This window comes from Mucilaginibacter lutimaris (assembly GCF_042676625.1).
Classification (GTDB): Bacteria; Bacteroidota; Bacteroidia; order Sphingobacteriales; family Sphingobacteriaceae; genus Mucilaginibacter; species Mucilaginibacter lutimaris.
In genome coordinates this window covers 255,728-277,308 of sequence record NZ_JBHTIA010000012.1, presented here as the reverse complement: position 1 = coordinate 277,308, position 21,581 = coordinate 255,728, and the positions used below count along the sequence as shown (strand labels likewise).

The following is a 21,581-nucleotide window of genomic DNA, read 5'->3' as shown; positions in this document are numbered from 1 at the left end:
GTTGCAGGCGTTGTGCCTATTTATTTTTTTATTTAGAAGTGGTGACAATACACTGTCACCATATTGAACTTAGAATAGTTGATTATGAGGTGGTTGCAAATTAACGGCTGGTTGTGCAAACGTGAACGTGAACACAGGACGTCATTATTTTGCCCTGGGCCATAACAATTCATCCATTTGTTTGCATTCCTTTTTGCTTAAAAGTTCTACAGTCATGGGGATATTGGTATCGGGCCTGTCGCGGGCATCTTTTTTAACAGCCGCTATCTGATCAACCATGTCAATGCCCGTTACCACCTCGCCATAAACAGTGTAATTTTGATCGAGATGCGGCACACCGCCAACGGTGGTATAAATATCGCGCTGCCATGCCGGTATCTTGCGCCCTTTAAGGCGGGTCATTTCTAATGTATCCAGCTTTCCATTGGTCCAGCGTTTGCCTTCTACAATGTAAAACTGGCATGCGCTTGATGCCTTTGCAGGGTTATCATCACGTGCGGCGGCCAATACGCCGCGTTTATGGAAAAGGCTGTCGCGAAACTCGGCCGGCACGGTATATTTCAGATCGCCGTTACCCAGCTCAACCCCGGGTTTGTTTTTCGCGGTATCGCGCGAATCCGGGTCACCCCCCTGGATCATAAAGTTTTGGATAACCCTGTGAAAAAACGTGCCATTGTAGAAACCCTCTTTTGTAAGCTTAATAAAATTGTCGCGATGTTTAGGCGTTTCGTTATACAGGCGAATGATTACATTGCCGTAGCTTGTTTTAATACGTACATATTGGTTTTTTGGCGGTTTGGCATAGGCGATGCTTAGGGTAAGCAGCAGCAAACAAAGTGTAAAAAGTTTCTTCATTTTAAGGTTTATATCAAAATATCCATTCCATTTCCGACTTAAAATAGTCAATTATCAGCGATTTAATTAACATCTCCTGTTCAAGCAAGGTATAGTTAGGCACTACCTTTACCAATTTCCAGTGTGGCCAGCCATCCTGGTCCAATCCCTCTAACTCGTAAAAGCCCATCTTGCTGAAAAGTTTACAATTAGCAATGTGCATCAACTCTTCCTTTTGCCTTTTGCTGAATTTACGAGGGCCTTGCCCAAGTTCCTGCACGCCAATTAAAAATAAAACCACCTTAATATCCGGTTTCTCGTTATCAAACTCGGAAGCGATCTTGTCTTGCAGGGCGGCCCATTTCAAATTTATCTCGGCAGGTTTCATTAAGGCAAATATACTGATGTAGCCCGGTTATCAGCATTTATATGGCCTGCCAATTAACAAGATTGTTACTTATTTTAAATTTGATTGATATATTATTAATTACTTTTGCCGTGTATTATTAGTACAAACTTGTTTTGAAGAAAAGCACTTACAATATTTTTTGCGCCTGGGCGCTGATGCTCTGTTTTATAACAGGGCAGTATATGGTATTTGCCCATCAACACAACATCATTAAAACTATACACGCCAAGAATTGTACGGATTGCCACAATTCATCAAAGCAGGAGTTTAAAGAGAAATGCCAGCTTTGCGATAGCATGCACCATACTGATATGGTAATGCCCGGCGATATTCAGTACACTGCCTTTTCCCCGTCTAACCACGTTTTCGTTACTTTCGAGTACGATTTTAAAAGTATGTCCCTGGTGCTATCTCAGGGACGCGCCCCGCCAGTAGTTTCATAATACTATACCTGTTTTCAAACGCTGCTTTCGCAGTATTTTTCAGTATTATTTAAATTACTATTATGAAACTTAAGCTTTTATATTGCTTTATATTTTTGTTCGTTCAATTTTCTGCATTTGCAGATGTTATAGATTTTAAGGGGAAGGTTGTTGATGCCAAAAGTAACGAACCGCTTATTGGCGCCACCGTTAGCATCCCCGATCTGCGCCTTTCTGTGGCCACTAATATCAATGGTGAGTTTTCATTTAAATCCATACCGGCAAAAGGCCGCTTTGTGGTACAGGTACAATACCTGAGCTATAAAACGTTAACACAAACGGTAGATTTTTCATCGAACGCGCCATTAGTGTTTGCATTGCAGCCTAGCGTTATCGAATCGCGCGAGGTGGTCATTACCGGTACACCTATTACATCGGGCAGTCGCAGCAATAGTACGTCGGCATCGGTTGTTACTAAAGAACAATTACAGGTATCATCAACCAATTTAATTGATGCGTTGGCAAGGCAGGTGCCTGGCGTAAGCCAGATAACCACCAGCCAGGCCATATCAAAACCTGTAATACGCGGGTTAAGCTATAACCGCGTGGTTACCCTAAACGATGGTGTTAAACAGCAAGGCCAGCAATGGGGAGATGAGCACGGTATAGAGATGGACCAGTTTGCCGCAGGCCGTGTAGAGGTTTTGCGTGGTGCGGCATCTTTGCAATATGGGTCTGACGCGTTAGGCGGTGTTATCAATGTTATTGATCCGCCAACGCCATCTGAAGGCAACATCGCCGGCGAGTTTTTAACCAACTACTCTACCAATAATGGTTTAAGCAACACATCAGTTATGCTAAGCGGTAACCAAAACGGTTTTGTTTGGAGGGGCCGCGGAACTTATCAAAATGCTTACTCATTTAATACGCCGGCCGGCCGTTACATTAACAGTGGTTTTAACCAAACCAATGTAAGCGGTATGCTGGGCTTAAATAAATCATGGGGGTACTCGCATCTAAACTTCTCTTATTTTAAAGATAACATAGGCTTTTATGATGCCGAACCGGGCGACCCGCTTTACAACGACAACAAAAGCCGCACAATAGACTACCCACGCCAGGACATACGCCATTATAAAATTGCGTTAAATAATAATTTTCAGTTTGGGGGGAGTTCGTTAAAATTAGATCTGGGTTATCAAAAAAATCAGCGACGCGAGCTGGAGGAAAACCCTACGCCCAACCTGTTCTTTGATATGAACACCTACTCGCTTGACGCGAAATATTACCTGCGCGAAAGTAACGGATGGCACCCGGTAATAGGCCTGAGTAGTAGCCTGAGCCACAGTGTTAACCTGGGAGAAGAGTTATTGATACCCGCTTATGACGAGTATAGCACCGGGGCGTTTGTGTATGCCAAAAAAGTATGGGGCCAAAATACATTCAGCGCGGGCGCCCGTTTCGACTATGTTAAAAATAAAGGCAAAGCTCAAAATGATGATGCCGGCGACCCGATATTTGTTGGGTTCGATAATAAGTTTTCTAACGTAAGCGCAGCTTTGGGATACACCCACATCTTTAACGATGTGTTAAGCTTTAAGGCTAACGCCGGTTCCGCCTTCCGTGCGCCAAACCCGGCCGAGTTAGGTAGCAATGGTGTACACGAGGGCACAAGCCGTTACGAAATTGGCGATGCCAACCTTAGCCCCGAAAGAAGCTACCAGGCAGATGCCACATTAGAGTATGGATCGGGCGTTGTAACCGGTAGCCTTGGCATCTATGAAAACTATATCCATAACTTCATTTATGCCTCAAACACCAATAAGGAGCAAACAACGGTTATTGATGAAGGAACCGGTTTGCCGAGGGAGTTTGACACTTATCGTTACGGACAAGTAAACGCTAACCTATATGGTTTTGAAGGTAACCTAACCTTGCACCCTGTATCGTTCATTCATTTCGAGAATACCTTTAGTTATACCCGCGCGCAAAACACATCATTCGACAGGCCATTGCCGTTGATACCAGCCGGTACATTGCACAATACCCTGCGCTTTGAACCCAAGGTAAAAGGAATTAAAGATTTTTATTTTTATGCCGGGATAGATAACTTTTTTAAACAGAACCGTATAGACGCCACCTTTGAAACACCAACCGATGGTTATACTTTGCTTAATGCCGGTGTAGGCGCAACTTTTAATATTGGTAAGCAGCCTTTTAAGCTTTATGTATCGGGCACCAACCTTACCAATAAAGCATATTACGATGCCTTAAGCCGCCTAAGGCCGGGCCGCTACAGCCAGGAAGACCCAACCTACGGGGTTTACAATATGGGCCGTAACATAACCTTTGGGGTTTATATACCCTTTGGAACCAATAAATAAGTATAGTTAGTTTAGTTAGAAAGAAGGCCCGGAGTAGTTACCGGGCTTTCGCTTTTTAATGAGATCGGTTGATCCCTAGAATTTCCAGATCTCTCTTCAAACTTTCCGGCGAAGTGAAGTGGATGGATTTGATGCCCAGTTTTTCTGCCGCCAGTACATTACGGAGGTTATCATCAATAAACAAAGCCTTTTTGGGCGTAACCTTATACCTGTCTAATAACAGCCGATAAAAAGCAGGGGCCGGTTTACGCATTTTCTCTGTTCCTGATACCACAATGCCGTCAAACCAGCTTAAGAAATGGTAGCGCTCTAATGCAACCGGAAATGTCTCTGCCGACCAATTGGTGAGCGCGTAAATTTTGTATTTGCCGCTATCTTTTAATTTTTTTAAGATTTCTACTGTGCCCTCAATTGCGTCGCCAAGCATTTCATCCCACCGGGTATAAAAGGCCCGTATATTTGTTTCGTGGTGTGGGTGTTGGGCAACCAGTAGATCTGTTCCCTCCTGTAAGGGCCGCCCGGCATCCTGCTCTTCGTTCCAATCGGGTGTGGCAATGTTAGCCAGAAACGCTGCCATTTCTTCTTCACTGGAAAAGATTTTACTGTAGAGGTAACGCGGGTTCCAATCTATAAGAACCGCACCCAGGTCAAATATGATAGTATCGATCATTTTTTATCGGCCTTCTGCTTCTCGTGTTTTTCGTTTAGCTTTTCCTTATTGTCTTTTTCAATGATCTTGTAATCGCTTACAACCGAATCTTTATTAAGATATAAAACCAGGCTTTTGGCATAAACGGTATCTATGCCGTCCATCTTGCGTATTATTTCGTATTCAAATTTCTTTTCGGTAAAGCCGTTGCGCTGCGGGTATTTTAACAAGCCCACCGCTTGTTTAAACGTTAGTCCCTTAAGCTTATGTGTAGCCAGCAGGTCGTCAAGCATGCCTTCTCGCCTTGGGAATGTGAGGCCATCGCCATCATCCCAACCTTGGGTGGTAAATTTTTCTTTTTTTACGTCGCAGCCGGTTAGGGCCACAAAAAATAAAATAACAGTAAAAACTTTTAAAACAGCACTTTTGAACATGGTAATATTGCTAAGCATTATTTAGCAAATATCCTTTAAATTCTTCAAAGCTTGTACCTAAACTTGTTGCCTGATGTGCTTTTTTCTCCAGGGCGGTCACCTGTTCGGGTATGTTAATCTTATCTGCTTGCTCCGGTGTAAACACATCCGGGAACTTGCACGGGTGCGCGGTTGATAAAAATACACCGGTGGCACCCTTAGCTTCATTTTGTTGTTGATAGGCATTCAACGCTTTCCATGCAATAGCGGTATGCGGGCAGGCTATATAATTGTACTGCTTAGATATGGCCTCTATTGCTCGCAATGTATCCTCATCGCTATATGTATAACCCACTATAAGTTTCTTTAGCGCCGCGGGATCTTCTTTAAACATATCTGCAATGCGCACCCAGTTGCTTGGGTTGCCTACATCCATAGCGTTTGAAAGGGTTGCCACTGATGGTTTAGGCTGATAAACGCCGGTCTTTAAAAATGCAGGCACCGTATCATTAGCGTTAGTTGCCGCTATAAATTGTTCTACAGGCAAGCCCATCTTCCATGCTAATAAACCAGCGCCAATATTGCCAAAGTTACCGCTTGGCACCGCAAATACAACTTTGCTGATGCCCTCGCGAAGCAATTGGGCATAGGCATTAAAATAGTAAAACGTTTGGGGAATAAGTCGCGCGATATTGATAGAATTTGCCGATGTAAGGCGGAAATGCTCATTCAATTCCTTATCTGTAAAGGCTTGTTTAACCAATGCCTGGCAGTCATCAAAGGTGCCATCAATTTCTAATGCGCGAATGTTCTGGCCGTTGGTTGTTAACTGCAATTCCTGGATCTGGCTCACCTTGCCTTTCGGGTAAAGAATGGTAACCCTTGTGTTGGGTACGCCTAAAAAACCAAGCGCAACGGCACCGCCCGTATCGCCCGATGTAGCCACCAGTACGTCCAGTTGCTTTTCGCCCTCTTCTAAAAAGTAGCTCATTACGCGGCTCATAAAACGCGCCCCAAAATCTTTGAATGCCAGCGACGGGCCGTGGAAAAGCTCCAGAACGTACACGTTATCTTCCAATTTAACAACGGGCGCGTAAAAGTTAATAGCATCATGGATAATAGCTTTCAGGTCATCCGCAGGGATGTCATCGCCCAAGAGGTTTTGTGCCACGTGGAACGCAATCTCGGGTAAAGTATATTGATCGAGGTTATTCAGGAATTTATCTTCAAGCCGTGGGATCTGCACCGGCATGTATAAACCTTTATCCTGCGGCATGCTGTTAAAAACTGCCTCTTTGAAGCCAACTCTTAAATCTGTATTGTTAGTGCTGTAGAATTTCATAAGCCCCCTCTAAATCTCCCCCGAAAGGGGAGACTTTAAATTTTTATGTGTTTAAATATTTTCTTTTGTTCCCGCTTCTTTCATAAAGCCCTCCTTCTCGGGGAGGGTTTGGGTGGGGCTTCTTATCCCAAAACCCTCGGCCCTGCATCATTTATGGTTGATACATAACCGTTAGAGCCTATTTTTATATTGGTTAAATGTTTCTGCAATTTATGGGTAATGCGTTTTGCCGCGTCCTCATCGCGGGTAAACGCGAATACTGATGGGCCCGAACCCGAAATGCCAAAACTTACTGCGCCCAGGTCCATAGCCATCTGGCGCATCTCATAAAAATCGGGGATGAGCATACTACGTACTGGCTCTACTAAAACATCCTGCATGCTTCGGCCAATCAGGTCAATATCCTGCATAAATAAGCCGCTTACCAGGCCTGCAATATTCCCCCACTGGGTTACCGCATCCTTCATCTGGATGTTCTTACGGATGATCTGCCGGGCTTCGCGCGTAGGCACATCCACATCCGGGAAAACTACGGCACACCACAAGTTTTTAGGGTGTGGTAACCTAACCACATCCAATGGCTCATAACTACGGATCAATACAAAGCCACCAAGTAACGCCGGCGCCACATTATCCGCGTGACCATGGCCACAAGCCATTTCCTCGCCCTTCATGGCGAAAGGCAACAGGGTTGATGGATCGGTGTCATCACCTAATAAGGTTTTGATGGCAAATAATCCCGCAACCGTACTGGCCGAGCTGGAACCTAAACCACTACCTATCGGCATTTTTTTATGCAGCTCTATATCGAGGCCGATATCCAGCCTGCTGATACTGCGCAGGTAATGTTCCACACTTACGCTTACTGTATTTTTAGAAGGGTTAAGCGGTAGCCTCCCATCGTCGCCGGTAATTTTGCTAATGGTAATACCGGGTTTGTTGGTAATGCGCATAATTACCTCGTCGCCGGGTTCGTTCACCGCGAAGCCCAGCACATCAAACCCGCATACTACGTTGGCAACGGTAGCCGGGGCAAATACGTGGATGCTATCTGCTACCTTATTGCCCACTTTCGCAGGCTGTTTTAAATCTTGTATATCGTTACTCATATTAATTGCTATTCATTAACACGCTCCTGCCCCCTCTTTAGAAGGAATCCGGCGCTGCACTTTTCATCTTGTCTCTTGATTCTTATCTCTTAGGGCTCAATTCGCTCCTACATTTATCAGATCGGCAAATACACCGGCAGCGGTTACTTCTGCACCTGCGCCGGGGCCTTTTACAACCAACGGGCGTTCTTTGTATCTGTCGGTCGTAAAAGATATAATATTATCGCTGCCGCTGAGCATGTAGAACGGATGGTTCTCATCAACCATTTGCAGGGTGATGGAGGCCCTGCCGTTTTCCAGCTTCCCTATGTAGCGTAACACCTTTTTATCTTTTTCTGCTTGTTGTTTTAAGTTAGTAAAGAATGCGTCCTCTGCTTTAAGGGCGGCATAAAAATCTTCTACAGTTTGGGCTTCTAAACAAGCTTTGGGCAATACGCTTTCTATCTGCACATCGGCCTCTTCCATTTCGTGGCCTGCATCACGGGCAAGGATCAATATCTTGCGCATAAAATCTTTACCACTCAGGTCATCGCGCGGATCAGGTTCGGTATAGCCTTTTTCCTGCGCTTCTTTTACTACGTCGTGGAAATTAGCATCACCCTTAAAATGATTAAAGATGAATGAGATAGTGCCCGATAAAATAGCTTCTATCCGCTGGATGCGGTCGCCGCTGCTCATCAAATCTTTTAAAGTGCGGATGATGGGCAGACCTGCACCTACATTGGTTTCGTAAAAGAAATCGACCCCATGGCGGCGCGCGGTATCCCTAAAGGTTTTATACTGCGCGAACGACGCCGAGTTACCGATCTTATTACAGGTTACAACCGAAACATTCGATTTAAAAGCTTCCTCGTAAAATGCGATGGGCGCCGGGCTGGCGGTGTTATCAATAAACACGCAGTTAGGCAGGTTTAGTTCCTTCATCTTAGCCACAAAACCAGCCAGGTCCGCAGCATGGTCAGAAGTCTGCAGGTCGTCCTGCCAGGTATCGAGCGACAGTCCATCGGCATTGAAAACCATTTTACGGGTGTTGCTGATACCCACTATCTTCACCTGGATTCCGTTGTTCTTCTGTAGAAAGTCTTTATGGGCGTTAAGCTGGTTAAACAGCGTTTTACCGATATTGCCGGTGCCTAAACAGAATGCATGCAGCGTTTTTGTGAGCTCTATAAAGAAGGCGTCATGTACCGCGTTCAAGGCTTTGGCCAGATCATGTGCTGAGATTATTACCGATATATTGTATTCCGATGAGCCCTGCGCAATAGCCCTAACATTTACACCGTTACGGCCCAGCGCGTGGAATAACTTGCCACTCATGCCAGGGGTTTGCTTCATGTTTTCGCCTACCACCGCAAGTATGGCCTGGTCTTTTTCTATTACCAATGGCTCAAGCTTGTTGGCTAAAAGTTCCAGTTCAAACTCTTGCTCTATTAACAGCTTGGCTTTTTCAACCTCGTTTGGCTGCACGGCAAAAGTTATGCTGTGCTCAGATGATGATTGGGTGATGAGGATAATATTGATCTGCTCCCTCGCCAGCAATGAGAATAACCTGCCGCTAAAGCCCGATTTACCTACCATTCCGCTACCCTCTAAATTGAGGATGCTGATGTTATTGATAGACGAAATGCCCTTGATAGGCAAAGTGGATGCCTTACAATCGTGACGGATAACCGTACCTGCAAATGCCGGGTCAAAGGTGTTTTTGATCACTATAGGGATCTTTTTCAGGAACGCGGGAATCATTGTTGGCGGATATATCACCTTGGCACCGAAGTACGAAAGCTCCATTGCTTCGGTATAAGTTAGCTCTTCCAGCGGGAAGGCTTTTTGCACCATGCGCGGGTCGGCGGTCATCATGCCGTTTACATCCGTCCAGATCTGGATCTCTTCCGCGTTAAGCGCCGAACCAAAGATGGCCGCGGTATAATCGCTGCCGCCACGGCCAAGGGTGGTTATCTGCCCGGCGTCGTTGCCCGCAATAAATCCGGTCACGATCAGCAGCTTGTCGCTGTTTTCCCGGTAAAAAGTTTTTATCAACAGTTCGGTCAGCTCACTGTTTACCTTGGCGTTGCCGAACGAGCTATCGGTTTTGATCAGCTCTGACGCATCTACGAAAAGTACATTTTTAAAATGCTGCGCAGCAATTTTGCTCACCATTAATGCCGAGCAACGCTCGCCATAGCTTAAGATCTGGTCGCGGGTTTTAGGCGTAAGTTCGCGCAAGGTAAGTACGCCCTGCAGTAATTCTTCAAGCTGGTTGAAGTGGATCTTTAAACGGGTGTACGCAGGGTTCTGGTTCTGTACATCAAGCAGGGCTTTCACGGCATCGAAGTGGCGTTTTTCGAGCTCTGCAAGCTGCGCGGTAAACTCTTTGCCATTTGCAGCATCCTCAGCCATTGATACCAGCAGGTTGGTTACCCCACCCATTGCCGATAAGACTACCACCGGGCGACTATTGGGTTTATCCTCATCCTTTAAAATATCAAGCAGGGTTTTGATACTGTTTACTGAACCTACCGAAGTGCCACCGAATTTTAAAATCTTCATTTTCGTGATAATAAAAAAGCCTTCCTCTTTGCGGAGGAAGGCTTTCATTTGGTTTGTTTATATTTTTACACCATACGATTATCTTCCTCCGAAATTTATCCCGGTGGTAATAATGGTAATAATTGTGGTGTTGTTAATTGTCATATATATTATGTCGGTAAAGTAAGTAGATTTTATTTTAAATACCAAATGTAAACGTGTTTTATTTTTTCAATGCCTTTTATCTTTCCTAAATTGCGCACTTATGCAGGGACTGATAACAAAATCGACCGGGAGCTGGTACCAGGTAAGAAGCGGCGACGAAACCTTCGACTGCCGCATCAAGGGTAAATTCCGGATCAAGGGTATTACTACCACTAACCCGCTTGCGGTTGGCGACGTGGTTGATTTTGATATGGAGCCCGAACAGGGTACAGGTGTTATCACCAATTTGCATCAGCGTAAAAACTATATTATACGTAAGGCTATTAATCTTTCTAAGCAGGCGCAGATCATTGCTGCCAACCTGGACAGGGCGCTTTTAGTGGTTACCCTTGCTTCGCCCCGAACCTCGCTTGGTTTTATCGACCGATTTTTGGTTACAGCCGAAGCTTATGACATTCCCGCTTGTTTAATATTTAACAAACTGGATCTTTTTAGCGATGAAGGTTTGGAGATACTGGCCGAATATCAATCCATTTACAAGAATATAGGCTATCCATGCTATTCTGTTTCTGCGTTAGAAGGTACTAATATTGATGAAGTACAGGATTTGCTAAAAGATAAGGTGACGCTATTCTCGGGCCACTCGGGCGTGGGTAAGTCCAGCCTGATAAACCGCCTGCTGCCCGACCTTGATTTGCGCACGCACATGGTATCTGAATGGAGCGACAAAGGCATGCATACCACCACCTTTGCCGAAATGTTCGAACTCCCCCAAGGCGGATACATTATCGATACCCCGGGCATCCGCGAGTTGGGCGTGATAGATATTGAGAAAGAAGTGCTAAGCCATTTCTTCCCAGAAATGCGCGAGCGTATGCACGATTGCCGCTTCAATAACTGTCGCCATATAAACGAGCCGGGTTGCGCCGTGCTGGATGCATTAGAAAATGGAGAGATTGCATCATCGCGTTACGATAGCTATTTGAGTATTTATCATGGGAATGATACGAGGGCTTAGTGGAAGAGTTAAGAATTTAGAATCAAGAATCAAGACAAAAAAATTAGCAACTTAAAATGAGGTCTTGACTCCTGTGTCTTGACTTCCTGAATCTATTCAAATATGCGTGCAGTAATACAACGGGTTTCAGAAGCATCATGCAAGGTAGATGGTAGCATTACCGGGCAAATTGGCATTGGGTTTATGATTTTACTGGGCATTGAGGATGCTGATACGGACGAGGACCTGCAATGGCTGGCCCCAAAAATAGCCGGGCTGCGCGTGTTTAGCGACGAGAACGGACTAATGAATAAAGCCCTGGCCGATGTTGATGGCGAGATACTGCTCATCTCGCAGTTCACGCTTTTTGCGGCTACAAAAAAGGGTAACCGCCCATCGTTCATCCGTGCGGCAAGGCCGGATAAGGCAATACCTATGTATGAGCGAATGATAAAGACGCTGGAAACCATCACCGGCAAAAAAATACAAACCGGCATCTTTGGCGCCGATATGAAAGTAAGCCTGGTAAACGATGGACCGGTAACCATAACAATTGATACGAAGGTGAGGGAATAGTTAAGAGTTTACTCACCCCGACTTCGCTTCGCTGGTCGACCCTCTCTTCTCTGCAAAGAGGGTGAAAAAACCATTCTTTTGCTCCCCTCTTTGCGTAGCAGAGAGGGGTTGGGGGTGAGTCAACTTCCATAAAAAAGGCCCGGTCATACCAACCGGGCCTTTTACATAATACTAATTTTTTATAAATCATTGAACCTCAAAAACATTGCTGAAGCTGCCGCCATCAGGGTAATAACCGGTGATGATCAATCGGCCATTTTTTAAGCTGGTAATTACTTTGTCCATATCGGCAACGCTGTTAATAGGCTGCTTGTTGATGGAAGTAATAACCGAACCTACAGGGATCTCGGTATCATCAAAAATACCGCCCGGGCGTACCTGGGTTACCAATACACCACTATTAACGCGGAACTTAGATTTTTGCGCTGCATTTAACGGTTGGAAACTTGCTCCAAGCTTGTTAAACAACTCAGCTGCTGATTTAGAAACAGCTGCGGTTTTATTTGTAGGTGCTTCTGCCTTAAGCGAAATGTTGAATGTTTTTTCGCTGCCGTTACGCAATACAGTTATGTTGATCTTATCGCCCGGCTGTAAACGTGCAACACGCTCCTGCAGGTCAGATGATTCGTAAACAGGGTTGCCTTCAACCTTGGTGATGATATCTCCTGTTTTAACACCAGCCTGTTCGGCACCGCCACCTGTTATCAGGCTGGTTACATATAAACCGTTTGTTTTATCGCTACCAACTTGTTTAGCTTGCTCAGGGTCGCTCAAGTCGGCAAATCCAATACCAACATAACCACGCTTAACTGTACCGTATTTTTTAATATCGTTCAGTACCTTTTTAGCCAGGTTGATAGGGATAGCAAAGCCATAGCCTTCGTAAGAGCCGGTATGCGATGCTATAGCAGCGTTAATACCAATTAGCTCACCGGCAGTATTTACCAATGCGCCACCGCTGTTACCAGGGTTAATAGCCGCATCTGTTTGGATGAACGACTCGATACCTTTTCTAAGTGTAGGGGTTTCCTGTTGCCTTACAGGGAACTGGTTCTCGTCGTCATCATGCCCAATAATATTAATTTGGCGGCCTTTAGCACTAACAATCCCCGCAGTAACGGTTGAATTAAGTTTAAAAGGGTTACCAACGGCTAATACCCACTCACCTACACGTACAGCATCAGAGTTGCCTAATTTCACAATAGGCAGGTTGTTGCCCTCAATTTTAATCAGGGCAAGGTCGGTGTTAGGATCGGTACCAATAATTTTAGCCTCAAACTGGCGGTGGTCGTTAGTAACGATCTGGATCTTCTCTGCCTTTGCCACTACGTGGTTGTTAGTAACAATGTACCCGTCAGGAGAAATAATAACGCCGGAACCTGATGCCATTTGAGGGCCCTGAGGGCGCATACGCTGGCCAAACATCTGCCCAAACATTTCTTCGAACTGATCTTGTCGGCCGTTGCTTCTATCTGAATAAGTTGTACGGATATATACTACAGCCGGGGTTACATCAGCAGCTGCCTGCGTAAAATCTACCGAACCGGCCGATGATACCACCGGCGCGTTAGGGCGATTGCTCGCAAAGTAAACCTTTTGTTTATCCTCTATGCTCATGTTGTCGGCATACTTGTTTTCTACAAGTTTATATACGCCTAACGCCATAGCACCGCCTGCAAAGGCGGTTAATAATGTTAAACCAATTTTTTTCATATTATCTTCAATTAATCTTTTGCTTTTTTAATATGGGTTTCAAATTTAATACCATATAGACGATATTATCAATAATAAGGTATATGTAATATTGTTAAAATTTGTTAAATTAAGAGTACTGGCAAGCTATATTTGTTACGTATTGCTATACTCATGTATTTAACGACCAATACACGCAACCATTGTGCAAATAAAATTTTATAAATACCAGGGCGCCGGCAACGATTTTGTATTAATTGACAACCGCGAAGGCGACCTCAAAGATATTGATAAACAGGCTGTTGAGCGGTTGTGCGACAGGCGTTTTGGTATTGGTGGCGATGGCCTGATGCTGTTGGAGAATGAGCCGGGTTTTGATTTCAGGATGGTTTATTATAACGCCGATGGTAACGAAGGCAGCATGTGCGGTAATGGTGGCCGTTGTATAGTGGCTTTTGCCAAACATTTGGGGGTTATAAACGATACGACAAAATTTCTTGCTACAGATGGTGTGCATCATGCCAAAATTTCAGAAACGGGTAATTGGGTTAGCCTGCAAATGATAGATGTTAGCGATATTAACCAAGATGGAGAAGCGTACGTGTTAAATACAGGATCGCCACATTATGTTAAATTAGCCACCAACCTAAAGGTTAAAGATGTTTATAACGAGGGTTATGCCATCCGTAATAATCCTACTTACAAGCAGGAAGGCATTAACGTAAACTTTGTAGAAAAGACCAGCGACGATAGCTACTTTGTACGCACCTTTGAACGCGGTGTGGAGAACGAAACCTACGCCTGCGGTACAGGTGTAACCGCAGTAGCACTGGCCATGGCCAAAAACAACCATCAAACAGGGGCAATAACAACCCCCATTAAAGTTTTAGGCGGCGACCTTAACATCCGTTTTAATTACGACGGTGAAAAATTCAGCAATATCTTTTTAGAAGGGCCGGCAGAATTGGTTTTTGAGGGAACGATAGAATTGTAAATTGACGTCAGTCTGAGCCGGTCGAAAACTCCCTAATTTGCTAATGGTTTGACAAGTTCACTATGACAAAATGCGGTTAATAACTCCTGTTAACAAATTTTTACAGCTAAAAACTTTTAGTTGATGTAAATTCTATTTACGTTTGAATTTTTTCTCAGCGTAGCTTTCATTAATTTTTTTACCTAAGAAGAGTTAATGTTACGTGTAGACAGTACTAAGCCCTGCCAACTTATTTATGCCATTGCCCGGCACGATTACCTGTCGTACGTTATAGAACCGCATGTTGTACAGCTAAACCCCAACGGCGAATTTTCTTTTACCCACCAGCGCCTGTTCTCCAATACAGCTGAAGAGTTTGCGAGTTGCATTGATGAAACCGACCGTAAGCTTATTAAGGTTTTAGAGGATATTGAGCAGGGTAACGTTATTAAAAAATACTATAAAAAGCCCATCCGCCCGTTCGAGTTTTTTGCCAAGATCTTTACCGATCAGCTTTTTGACACCATACGGCCCAAAATAGAAAAGAAGCTGGTAGAGGCCCTATCACTTTTAGGAAGCAGCCAGAAGCAAATTTACGTCATGAGCAAAGAGGGCTACCCTGCGGGTCGCAAAGTGCACATTGCAGATGAGCCGGCATCGGTACTGTTCCACTTCAGGCGTAACGAAGAGGAGATCCGCTATTTTCCTACCATCAAGTATCAGGGCATGCGCATCGAGTTTATGTTTAAAGATGCTGAGGTAATTTGTAACCACCCCGCGTGGATGCTGCTTGACGATACCTTATATTATTTTGACAAGGAGATAGAGGGTAAAAAGCTGCAGCCGTTTCTTAATAAACGCTTTATATCTATCCCCAAATCGTCAGAGCAATCTTACTTTGAAAAGTTTGTCGCCCCGCTGATAGAAAAACATAACGTATACGCCGAGGGCTTTACCATCAATACCGAAAAGTATGATGCAACGGCATTCCTAAAACCAATATATGTAGAGGGCGGCACATCGCAGCTGCAACTGTATTTTAAATATGCAGGCTATATTTTCCCCTACGGGGATGGCAGGACGGTTTCCGTCCGCATGGAGAAAACAGGCGATGATTACCTTTTTCATCGGATCAAACGGTCTGTAACCTGGGAGAAAGGTAAGCTGGCCCAGTTGGAAGCCATGGGTTTAAAAACAGTGTCATCGTTGTTCCAGAACCTCGAGGTGGCTAATCATCATCATGAAGAGGGCGACCGCTCGTTCCCGGTGTTTGAATGGCTTAATCAGCATCACGACGAACTGATTGAAAAAGGCTTTGAAATTGAACAGCCGGACGGACAAAAACGCTATGTATTTGGTAACACCAAGATCGACTTGGAAATAAGCGAGAACAACGATTGGTTTGATATAAACGCCGTGGTTTATTTTGGCCCGTACCGTATACCGTTCATCCAACTAAAGAACCACATCCTTAGCCATAAAAAGGAATTTACACTGCCTTCCGGAGAAATTGCGGTGATACCCGAAAGCTGGTTCTCTCAATACGGCAACTTGCTGCACTTTAGCGAGGGCGGCGACGAATTGAAACTGCGCAGGCACCATATAGGCCTGGTTAACGACCTAAGCGATGGTGAGATGGCCGAAGTAGCTATGACCCGTAAACTGCAAAAACTATCCGATTTTGAGGAAACCGAAGATGTGGCTATGCCGGTTAATTTCGCGGGCAGTTTACGGCCCTATCAAAAGGCGGGGTACAACTGGTTCCATTTTTTAAAGGATTACCATTTTGGCGGCTGCTTGGCCGATGATATGGGCCTTGGTAAAACCATCCAGACGCTTGCGCTACTGCAAAAACATAAAGAAGATACGGAAGCTACAGGCAGCAAGGCCACATCGCTGGTTATCATGCCTACCTCGCTGATATATAACTGGCTTAACGAAGCCAAAAAATTCGCGCCGCAACTGCGGCTGATGGTGCATACCGGGGCATTCCGCTATAAGTCGGCAGAGGTGTTTGCCAATTACGACGTGGTGATAACCACCTATGGCATCAGCCGTATAGATATAGAAATGTTTAAGGCCTATTTTTTTGACTACGTGATATTGGATGAAAGCCAGAACATCAAAAACCCGTCGTCAAAATCATTCCAGTCGGTAAGGCAATTAAAATCGAGGTTTAAGCTGATATTGAGCGGTACACCGGTAGAAAACTCCGTTAACGACCTATGGACGCAAATGTCATTCATCAACCCCGGCTTGTTGGGGTCACAGCAATTTTTTCAGAATGAATTTGTGACACCTATCGAGAAAAAGAAGGATGAGGATAAAGCCCGCAAGCTGCAGGCTATCATTAAACCCTTTGTGCTGCGCCGCACTAAAGAACAGGTAGCCACCGAGCTGCCGCCCAAAACCGAAACCCTTTTCTATTGCGAAATGAGCGAAGAACAGGCTGAGGTGTACGACACTATAAAATCAGAATACCGCAACGAGTTGCTGCGCAGTATCGAAGATGGCACCTATGCCAAAACCCAGATCCAGGTATTACAGGGCTTAATTAAGCTACGTCAGATAGCCAACCACCCATCTATGATAGATGAAGAATATGAGGGCGATAGCGGCAAATTTGAAAACGTGGTGCATACCCTGGCAAATGTTTTAGATGGGGGGCACAAGGTGTTAGTGTTTTCGCAATTTGTGAAGCAGCTTTCCATATACCGCAACCATTTCGACAAAGAAGGTATCCCGTATGTTTACCTGGATGGCGGCACGCAAAACCGCGGCGATGTGGTAAAACAGTTCCAGGAAGATAAAAAAACAAGGGTGTTTTTAATCTCGATAAAGGCCGGTGGTGTGGGCCTTAACCTTACCGAAGCCGATTACGTTTTTATCCTCGACCCATGGTGGAACCCGGCTGTAGAGCAGCAGGCTATTGACCGCACACACCGCATTGGGCAAACCAAAAATGTGTTCATTTATAAATTCATCACCAAAGATACGGTGGAAGAAAAGATACTGGCCCTGCAGCAACGCAAGCTAAGCCTGTCGCGCGCGCTTATCACTACCGAAGACAGCTTTATTAAGTCGCTTACGGCTGATGATATTAAGGAGATATTGGGATAGCCATACTTGCAAATCAGGAAGAAAATGTTCACGTTCACGTTTGCACATGCAGCCTGTTTTTTGTAAGCGTCTAACAATCAATGGCTTTGTCATTAAAGTGGTGACAATGTTGCGACACCATATCATAACGTAATAATTATATGAGTAACTCCCTCCCTCGGGATGGTTAGGGAGGTGTTTCTACGCCTTGTTACCGCGATTATTTAACGCACCTAAAAACCCATCCATGCCATTTCCCAAGCTAACGCGCTCCTCCCCGGGGATTTTTTTAAAAAGTTATGTGCCAACAAAAAAGGCTGATGTTAACATCAGCCCTTCTCTTATTTAAATTATTTCTTAGCTATCCTGTAAAGCTTCCCGCTATCAGTCAATCCGTACAAAGCGCCATCCTTGCCGGTTACCACGGCACGCCAGCGTTCGTTCTTATCTTTTAGTAAGCGCTCCTCGCCAACCACTTTATTAGCTCGTATAACCAGCCTTGCAATATGCTGGCCGCTTAAGCCGCCAACAAACAGGTTATTTTTCCACTCGGCAATGTTCCCTGTGTAAAAGGTGATGCCGCCCGGAGATATGGTAGGGTCCCAATAATAAATGGGCTGTGTAACGCCTTCTTTTTGCTGGATGCCGTCACCAACCTTTTCGCCGCTATATTCTATACCGTAAGTAACCACCGGCCACCCAAAGTTACGGCCGGGTTTTATAATGTTGATCTCGTCGCCGCCGCGGGGCCCAAATTCCGCTTCCCACAGTTCGCCGGTTGCCGGGTTCCAGGCAAGGCCATCGGGGTTGCGGATACCGTATGCGTAAACCTCGGGGAGGGCGTTGGCTTTACCGGCAAATGGTCCGCCAGCAACCGCCTTGCCGGTTTTGGTAATGTGAATGATCTTACCGATGCCGGCACTAAGGTCCTGAGCTTTCATCCTGATATCGTTACCACTGCGTTCGCCGGTGCTAATGAAGAGGTTGCCTTGCTTGTCAAACACAATGCGGCAGCCGTATTGTAAAGTGCCCCTGTAAGCAGGCGTAGCGCGATAAATCACTTCTGTATTTTCTACCTTACTTTCATCGGCAGATAGTTTCCCTTTGGCAATGGCCAGTAAGGAACCGCCTTCGGCCTGTTCGGCATAACCCCAATAAATCATACGGTTGGTGGCGAATGCCGGGTCGATAGTTACATCCAGCAAACCGCCCTGGCCCTTAAATACAACCGCCGGTAGGCCTGCAATTTGCTTATCAAACTCGCCGTTTGCTTTTAATAGACGCATAGTGCCACCCTTTTCGGTCACCAAAAAGCGGCCATCGGGCAAAACATGTATCCCCCAGGGATTTTTAAGTGTACTGTTAATAACTGTTGCTGTATAAGGGGTTTTAGTTTTTATACCGCCAATACGCGTTTGCCCGCGAAACGCAGGTTTATAATTAGTGTTTGGGCTTTGAGTTTCTACCGGTGCAAGCGTAGTATCCCGGGTTTCGGCAGCATAACCGACAGATACTATAGCAGAAAGGCCCATTATAAGTAAAGCTTTTTTAGGCATCATAAAAATATAGTTTTAAGGATATTACCATGTAAACGCGCATTTGGTTTTACATGATAAGCGTTGGTAACAAATAAAATACCTTTAGGGGTAAGGCAGGTGCAATATATAAAATCTTTATGAGGTGGGCAGGGCAAACAAAACCAGCAGCCATTTTGTATTAACACAATATTATCACAATTTAAAAGCAAGTACAAAATTAGCATCCGTTAGCCCCTGCTTATAGCATCCCTTTTTGTAACATTGCACAAAGTTTAAGTTTGACAGCCGCCGCAAAAAAAATATTCTCGTACTTTATTAAAGCAACCATACTTGTTTTAGCATCCCTGTTTATATACAACAAGTTTTTAGGTAAAAATGATAGCCTTAAGCAGTTTAAAGAACTAATATCCGTAATAAACCGCAACGAAGTTATCTATACTATATCCGGTGTTGTATTGTTAATGATAATCAACTGGTTTTTAGAAAGTTTAAAGTGGCAATATCTGGCTAAAAAGTTAACGGGTATATCTATTTGGGTTGCTATTGAGGCGGTATTTTGCGGGCTTACCTGGGCTATTTTTACCCCCAACCGTATTGGCGAATATGGCGGGCGCGTAATGTTTCTCCCCAACCGTAAGCGCATCCATGGGGTGTTTGCCATGGCCGTTGGCGCATTCGCTCAAAATGTAATTACCAACGTAGTGGGGGTTACCGCTTCGCTTTGGTTCATATATTACTTTTTAAATATTAACACCTGGCTTTACGCGGCGCTTTTGGGTCTTTCCGCGTTGTTTTTAGGCCTATTTCTGGTGTTTTATTTTAACATAAAATGGCTGGTGTTTTTGCTCGACAAGATCAGATTTCTGAAAAAGTACCACCGCTTTTTTGAGATAATGGGCCGGTACAATTTAACCGAACTGATGGTGGTGATTGGCTACAGCCTTGCGCGGTTCATTGTATTCTCGTTCCAGTACTATTTAATTATTCATTTACTGTTACCCAACATTCCGTTTTTAGAAATGATGCTAACTGTATTTGTTTTTCTGTTTATACAATCGGCCATGCCTTCGCTGGATCTTTTGGATATTGGCGTGCGCAGTTTTACTGCCATGCACCTGTTTTTATATATAACCAACCAGCAAATAGCTATAATTGCAGCGGTATCATGCATTTGGTTAATAAACCTCATCATCCCGGCCGTTATAGGTTCAGTATTTGTTTTTAAAATGAGATTCTTTGATCGCACTGTATAGTATTATCGCTTTATCGCTAACGGGTTTATACCTTTTGGTTGTCGCTTACCTTATAAAAGGCTGGGCGGCATTAAAACGCCCGCCTGTCAATACAACCGGGTTTACTACCAAAGTAACCATTCTTATTGCCGCGCGTAACGAAGCCGACCGCATTAGTTATACCATTGACGATATTATTGCGCAGGATTATCCTAAAGAGCTAACCGAGATTATTATTGTAGACGACCACTCTACCGATGGCACCGCCGATATAATTCGCAGTTACGCCAATTATGGTGTAAGGCTGCTGCAGTTAAACGAGGACAAGCCACTTAATTCGTATAAGAAAAAGGCTATTGCCGAGGCCATTGCGCTATCGCATGGCGAGCTGATGGTTTGTACCGACGCTGATTGCCGTATGGGCACCAGGTGGCTGTCATCTATTGTTGGTTATTACGAAACATACCAGCCGGTGATGATCTCATCGCCGGTGACGTACTTTGAAGAGACAAGCTTGTTTGAGCGTTTACAAACGCTGGAGTTCTCTTACCTGATAGGTATTGGGGCGGCATTTATAGGCAATGGGCGAGCATCAACCTGTAACGGGGCCAATTTTGCCTATCGTAAAGATGTTTTCTATGAAGTGGGAGGTTTTAAAGGCATAGATGACCTTGCATCCGGCGATGATGAGTTACTGCTGCAAAAGGTAGCTGAGGTATATCCGCATCAGATAGGTTTCTTTAAAAACCATAATGCCGTTGTGTACACCCATGCCAAGCACACCCTACAGGAATTTTTGCAGCAAAGGCGCAGATGGGCATCCAAATCTACCCGGTATAAAGATAAAAAGGTGGTTGCGCTTGCCGTTTGTATCTGGCTTTTTAACCTGTCGCTTTTGGTGAATGGGCTGTTGGGCTTTTATAGCCTGGTATATTTAAAGCTTTTTTTGATACAGTTTCTCTTAAAATATTTAATTGAGGTAGCTTTTCTTTTGCCTATAACCGCATTTTTTAAAAGGGTTAATTTGGTAAGCCTGCTTATATTGTTAGGGCCTATCCATATTATTTATTTTGTGTATGTTGGCCTTATTGGCAATACCCGCAAGTACGCGTGGAAGGGGCGTATTGTAAAATAACAAAGGTCATTTTTGGTTAGGGTAAAAAAACCCTTGCGTCATCCTTTTAAAAAGGAATATTTCGCTATTTTAGTCTGCCTAAAGTA

At 44.6% G+C, this 21,581-nt stretch carries 17 protein-coding genes; 8 read left to right on the top strand and 9 right to left on the bottom strand.

Features of this window, described 5'->3' with window-relative positions; all coding sequences use genetic code 11:
• Positions 1-144: 144 nt before the first annotated feature.
• Positions 145-855 carry a peptidylprolyl isomerase gene (locus ACFQZI_RS16150; RefSeq protein ID WP_377144264.1) on the bottom strand — a complete coding sequence of 237 codons (711 nt, stop codon included), beginning with the start codon at positions 853-855 and terminating at the stop codon, positions 145-147.
• 13 nt (positions 856-868) lie between these two features.
• Entirely contained in the window at positions 869-1,222 is a 354-nt protein-coding gene (locus tag ACFQZI_RS16145; RefSeq protein WP_377144262.1) for a hypothetical protein, read from the bottom strand.
• Positions 1,223-1,356: 134 nt separating this feature from the next.
• Between ACFQZI_RS16145 and ACFQZI_RS16140 the strand changes: the two genes are divergently transcribed.
• Complete coding sequence (locus ACFQZI_RS16140; protein WP_377144260.1) at positions 1,357-1,686, top strand: hypothetical protein; 330 nt, start codon at positions 1,357-1,359, stop codon at positions 1,684-1,686.
• Positions 1,687-1,748: 62 nt separating this feature from the next.
• Entirely contained in the window at positions 1,749-4,049 is a 2,301-nt protein-coding gene (locus tag ACFQZI_RS16135) for a TonB-dependent receptor (protein WP_377144258.1), read from the top strand.
• A 55-nt stretch (positions 4,050-4,104) separates the two neighbouring features.
• Here the strand turns inward: ACFQZI_RS16135 and ACFQZI_RS16130 are convergent, their stop codons facing one another.
• The 5 genes from ACFQZI_RS16130 to thrA all read right to left on the bottom strand — a co-directional run bounded on the left by ACFQZI_RS16130 (position 4,105) and on the right by thrA (position 10,109).
• Positions 4,105-4,719 (bottom strand): HAD family hydrolase, encoded by a 615-nt coding sequence (locus ACFQZI_RS16130; RefSeq protein ID WP_377144256.1) that lies wholly within the window; start codon positions 4,717-4,719, stop codon positions 4,105-4,107.
• On the bottom strand, positions 4,716-5,150 hold the full coding sequence (locus ACFQZI_RS16125) for a hypothetical protein (RefSeq protein WP_377144254.1): 435 nt from the start codon (positions 5,148-5,150) through the stop codon (positions 4,716-4,718). The genes ACFQZI_RS16130 and ACFQZI_RS16125 overlap by 4 nt, the downstream gene beginning before the upstream one ends.
• On the bottom strand, positions 5,143-6,453 hold the full coding sequence (thrC, locus tag ACFQZI_RS16120) for a threonine synthase (RefSeq protein ID WP_377144252.1): 1,311 nt from the start codon (positions 6,451-6,453) through the stop codon (positions 5,143-5,145). Before thrC ends, ACFQZI_RS16125 begins: the two co-directional genes overlap by 8 nt.
• Positions 6,454-6,575: 122 nt before the next feature.
• A complete protein-coding gene (locus tag ACFQZI_RS16115) occupies positions 6,576-7,562 on the bottom strand; it encodes a homoserine kinase (RefSeq protein ID WP_377144250.1) in 987 nt (328 codons plus the stop codon).
• 96 nt (positions 7,563-7,658) lie between these two features.
• A complete protein-coding gene (gene thrA / locus ACFQZI_RS16110) occupies positions 7,659-10,109 on the bottom strand; it encodes a bifunctional aspartate kinase/homoserine dehydrogenase I (protein ID WP_377144949.1) in 2,451 nt (816 codons plus the stop codon).
• Positions 10,110-10,353: 244 nt separating this feature from the next.
• Between thrA and rsgA the strand changes: the two genes are divergently transcribed.
• Together rsgA and dtd are read left to right on the top strand one after the other, a co-directional pair.
• Positions 10,354-11,271, top strand: coding sequence for a ribosome small subunit-dependent GTPase A (gene rsgA / locus ACFQZI_RS16105; RefSeq protein WP_377144248.1), 918 nt, complete (start codon positions 10,354-10,356; stop codon positions 11,269-11,271).
• A gap of 102 nt (positions 11,272-11,373) precedes the next feature.
• Positions 11,374-11,826: a D-aminoacyl-tRNA deacylase gene (dtd, locus tag ACFQZI_RS16100; protein WP_377144246.1), complete on the top strand. Its 453-nt coding sequence runs from the start codon at positions 11,374-11,376 to the stop codon at positions 11,824-11,826.
• 186 nt (positions 11,827-12,012) lie between these two features.
• On the opposite strand, the gene ACFQZI_RS16095 is transcribed toward dtd, so the two are convergent.
• A complete protein-coding gene (locus ACFQZI_RS16095) occupies positions 12,013-13,539 on the bottom strand; it encodes a Do family serine endopeptidase (protein ID WP_377144244.1) in 1,527 nt (508 codons plus the stop codon).
• Positions 13,540-13,723: 184 nt separating this feature from the next.
• Here ACFQZI_RS16095 and dapF point away from each other — a divergent pair, with 184 nt between their 5' ends.
• Both dapF and ACFQZI_RS16085 read left to right on the top strand, forming a co-directional pair.
• The gene (dapF, locus tag ACFQZI_RS16090) at positions 13,724-14,512 is read left to right on the top strand and encodes a diaminopimelate epimerase (protein ID WP_377144242.1); all 789 of its coding nucleotides are present in this window, start codon (positions 13,724-13,726) and stop codon (positions 14,510-14,512) included.
• Positions 14,513-14,707: 195 nt separating this feature from the next.
• Positions 14,708-17,611 (top strand): DEAD/DEAH box helicase, encoded by a 2,904-nt coding sequence (locus ACFQZI_RS16085; protein ID WP_377144240.1) that lies wholly within the window; start codon positions 14,708-14,710, stop codon positions 17,609-17,611.
• A 329-nt stretch (positions 17,612-17,940) separates the two neighbouring features.
• On the opposite strand, the gene ACFQZI_RS16080 is transcribed toward ACFQZI_RS16085, so the two are convergent.
• Complete coding sequence (locus ACFQZI_RS16080; protein WP_377144238.1) at positions 17,941-19,149, bottom strand: PQQ-dependent sugar dehydrogenase; 1,209 nt, start codon at positions 19,147-19,149, stop codon at positions 17,941-17,943.
• A 257-nt stretch (positions 19,150-19,406) separates the two neighbouring features.
• On the opposite strand from ACFQZI_RS16080, the gene ACFQZI_RS16075 reads away from it, so the two are divergent.
• Together ACFQZI_RS16075 and ACFQZI_RS16070 are read left to right on the top strand one after the other, a co-directional pair.
• On the top strand, positions 19,407-20,381 hold the full coding sequence (locus tag ACFQZI_RS16075) for a lysylphosphatidylglycerol synthase domain-containing protein (RefSeq protein WP_377144236.1): 975 nt from the start codon (positions 19,407-19,409) through the stop codon (positions 20,379-20,381).
• Positions 20,365-21,495: a glycosyltransferase family 2 protein gene (locus ACFQZI_RS16070; protein WP_377144234.1), complete on the top strand. Its 1,131-nt coding sequence runs from the start codon at positions 20,365-20,367 to the stop codon at positions 21,493-21,495. The genes ACFQZI_RS16075 and ACFQZI_RS16070 overlap by 17 nt, the downstream gene beginning before the upstream one ends.
• The last annotated feature ends 86 nt before the right edge of the window (positions 21,496-21,581 follow it).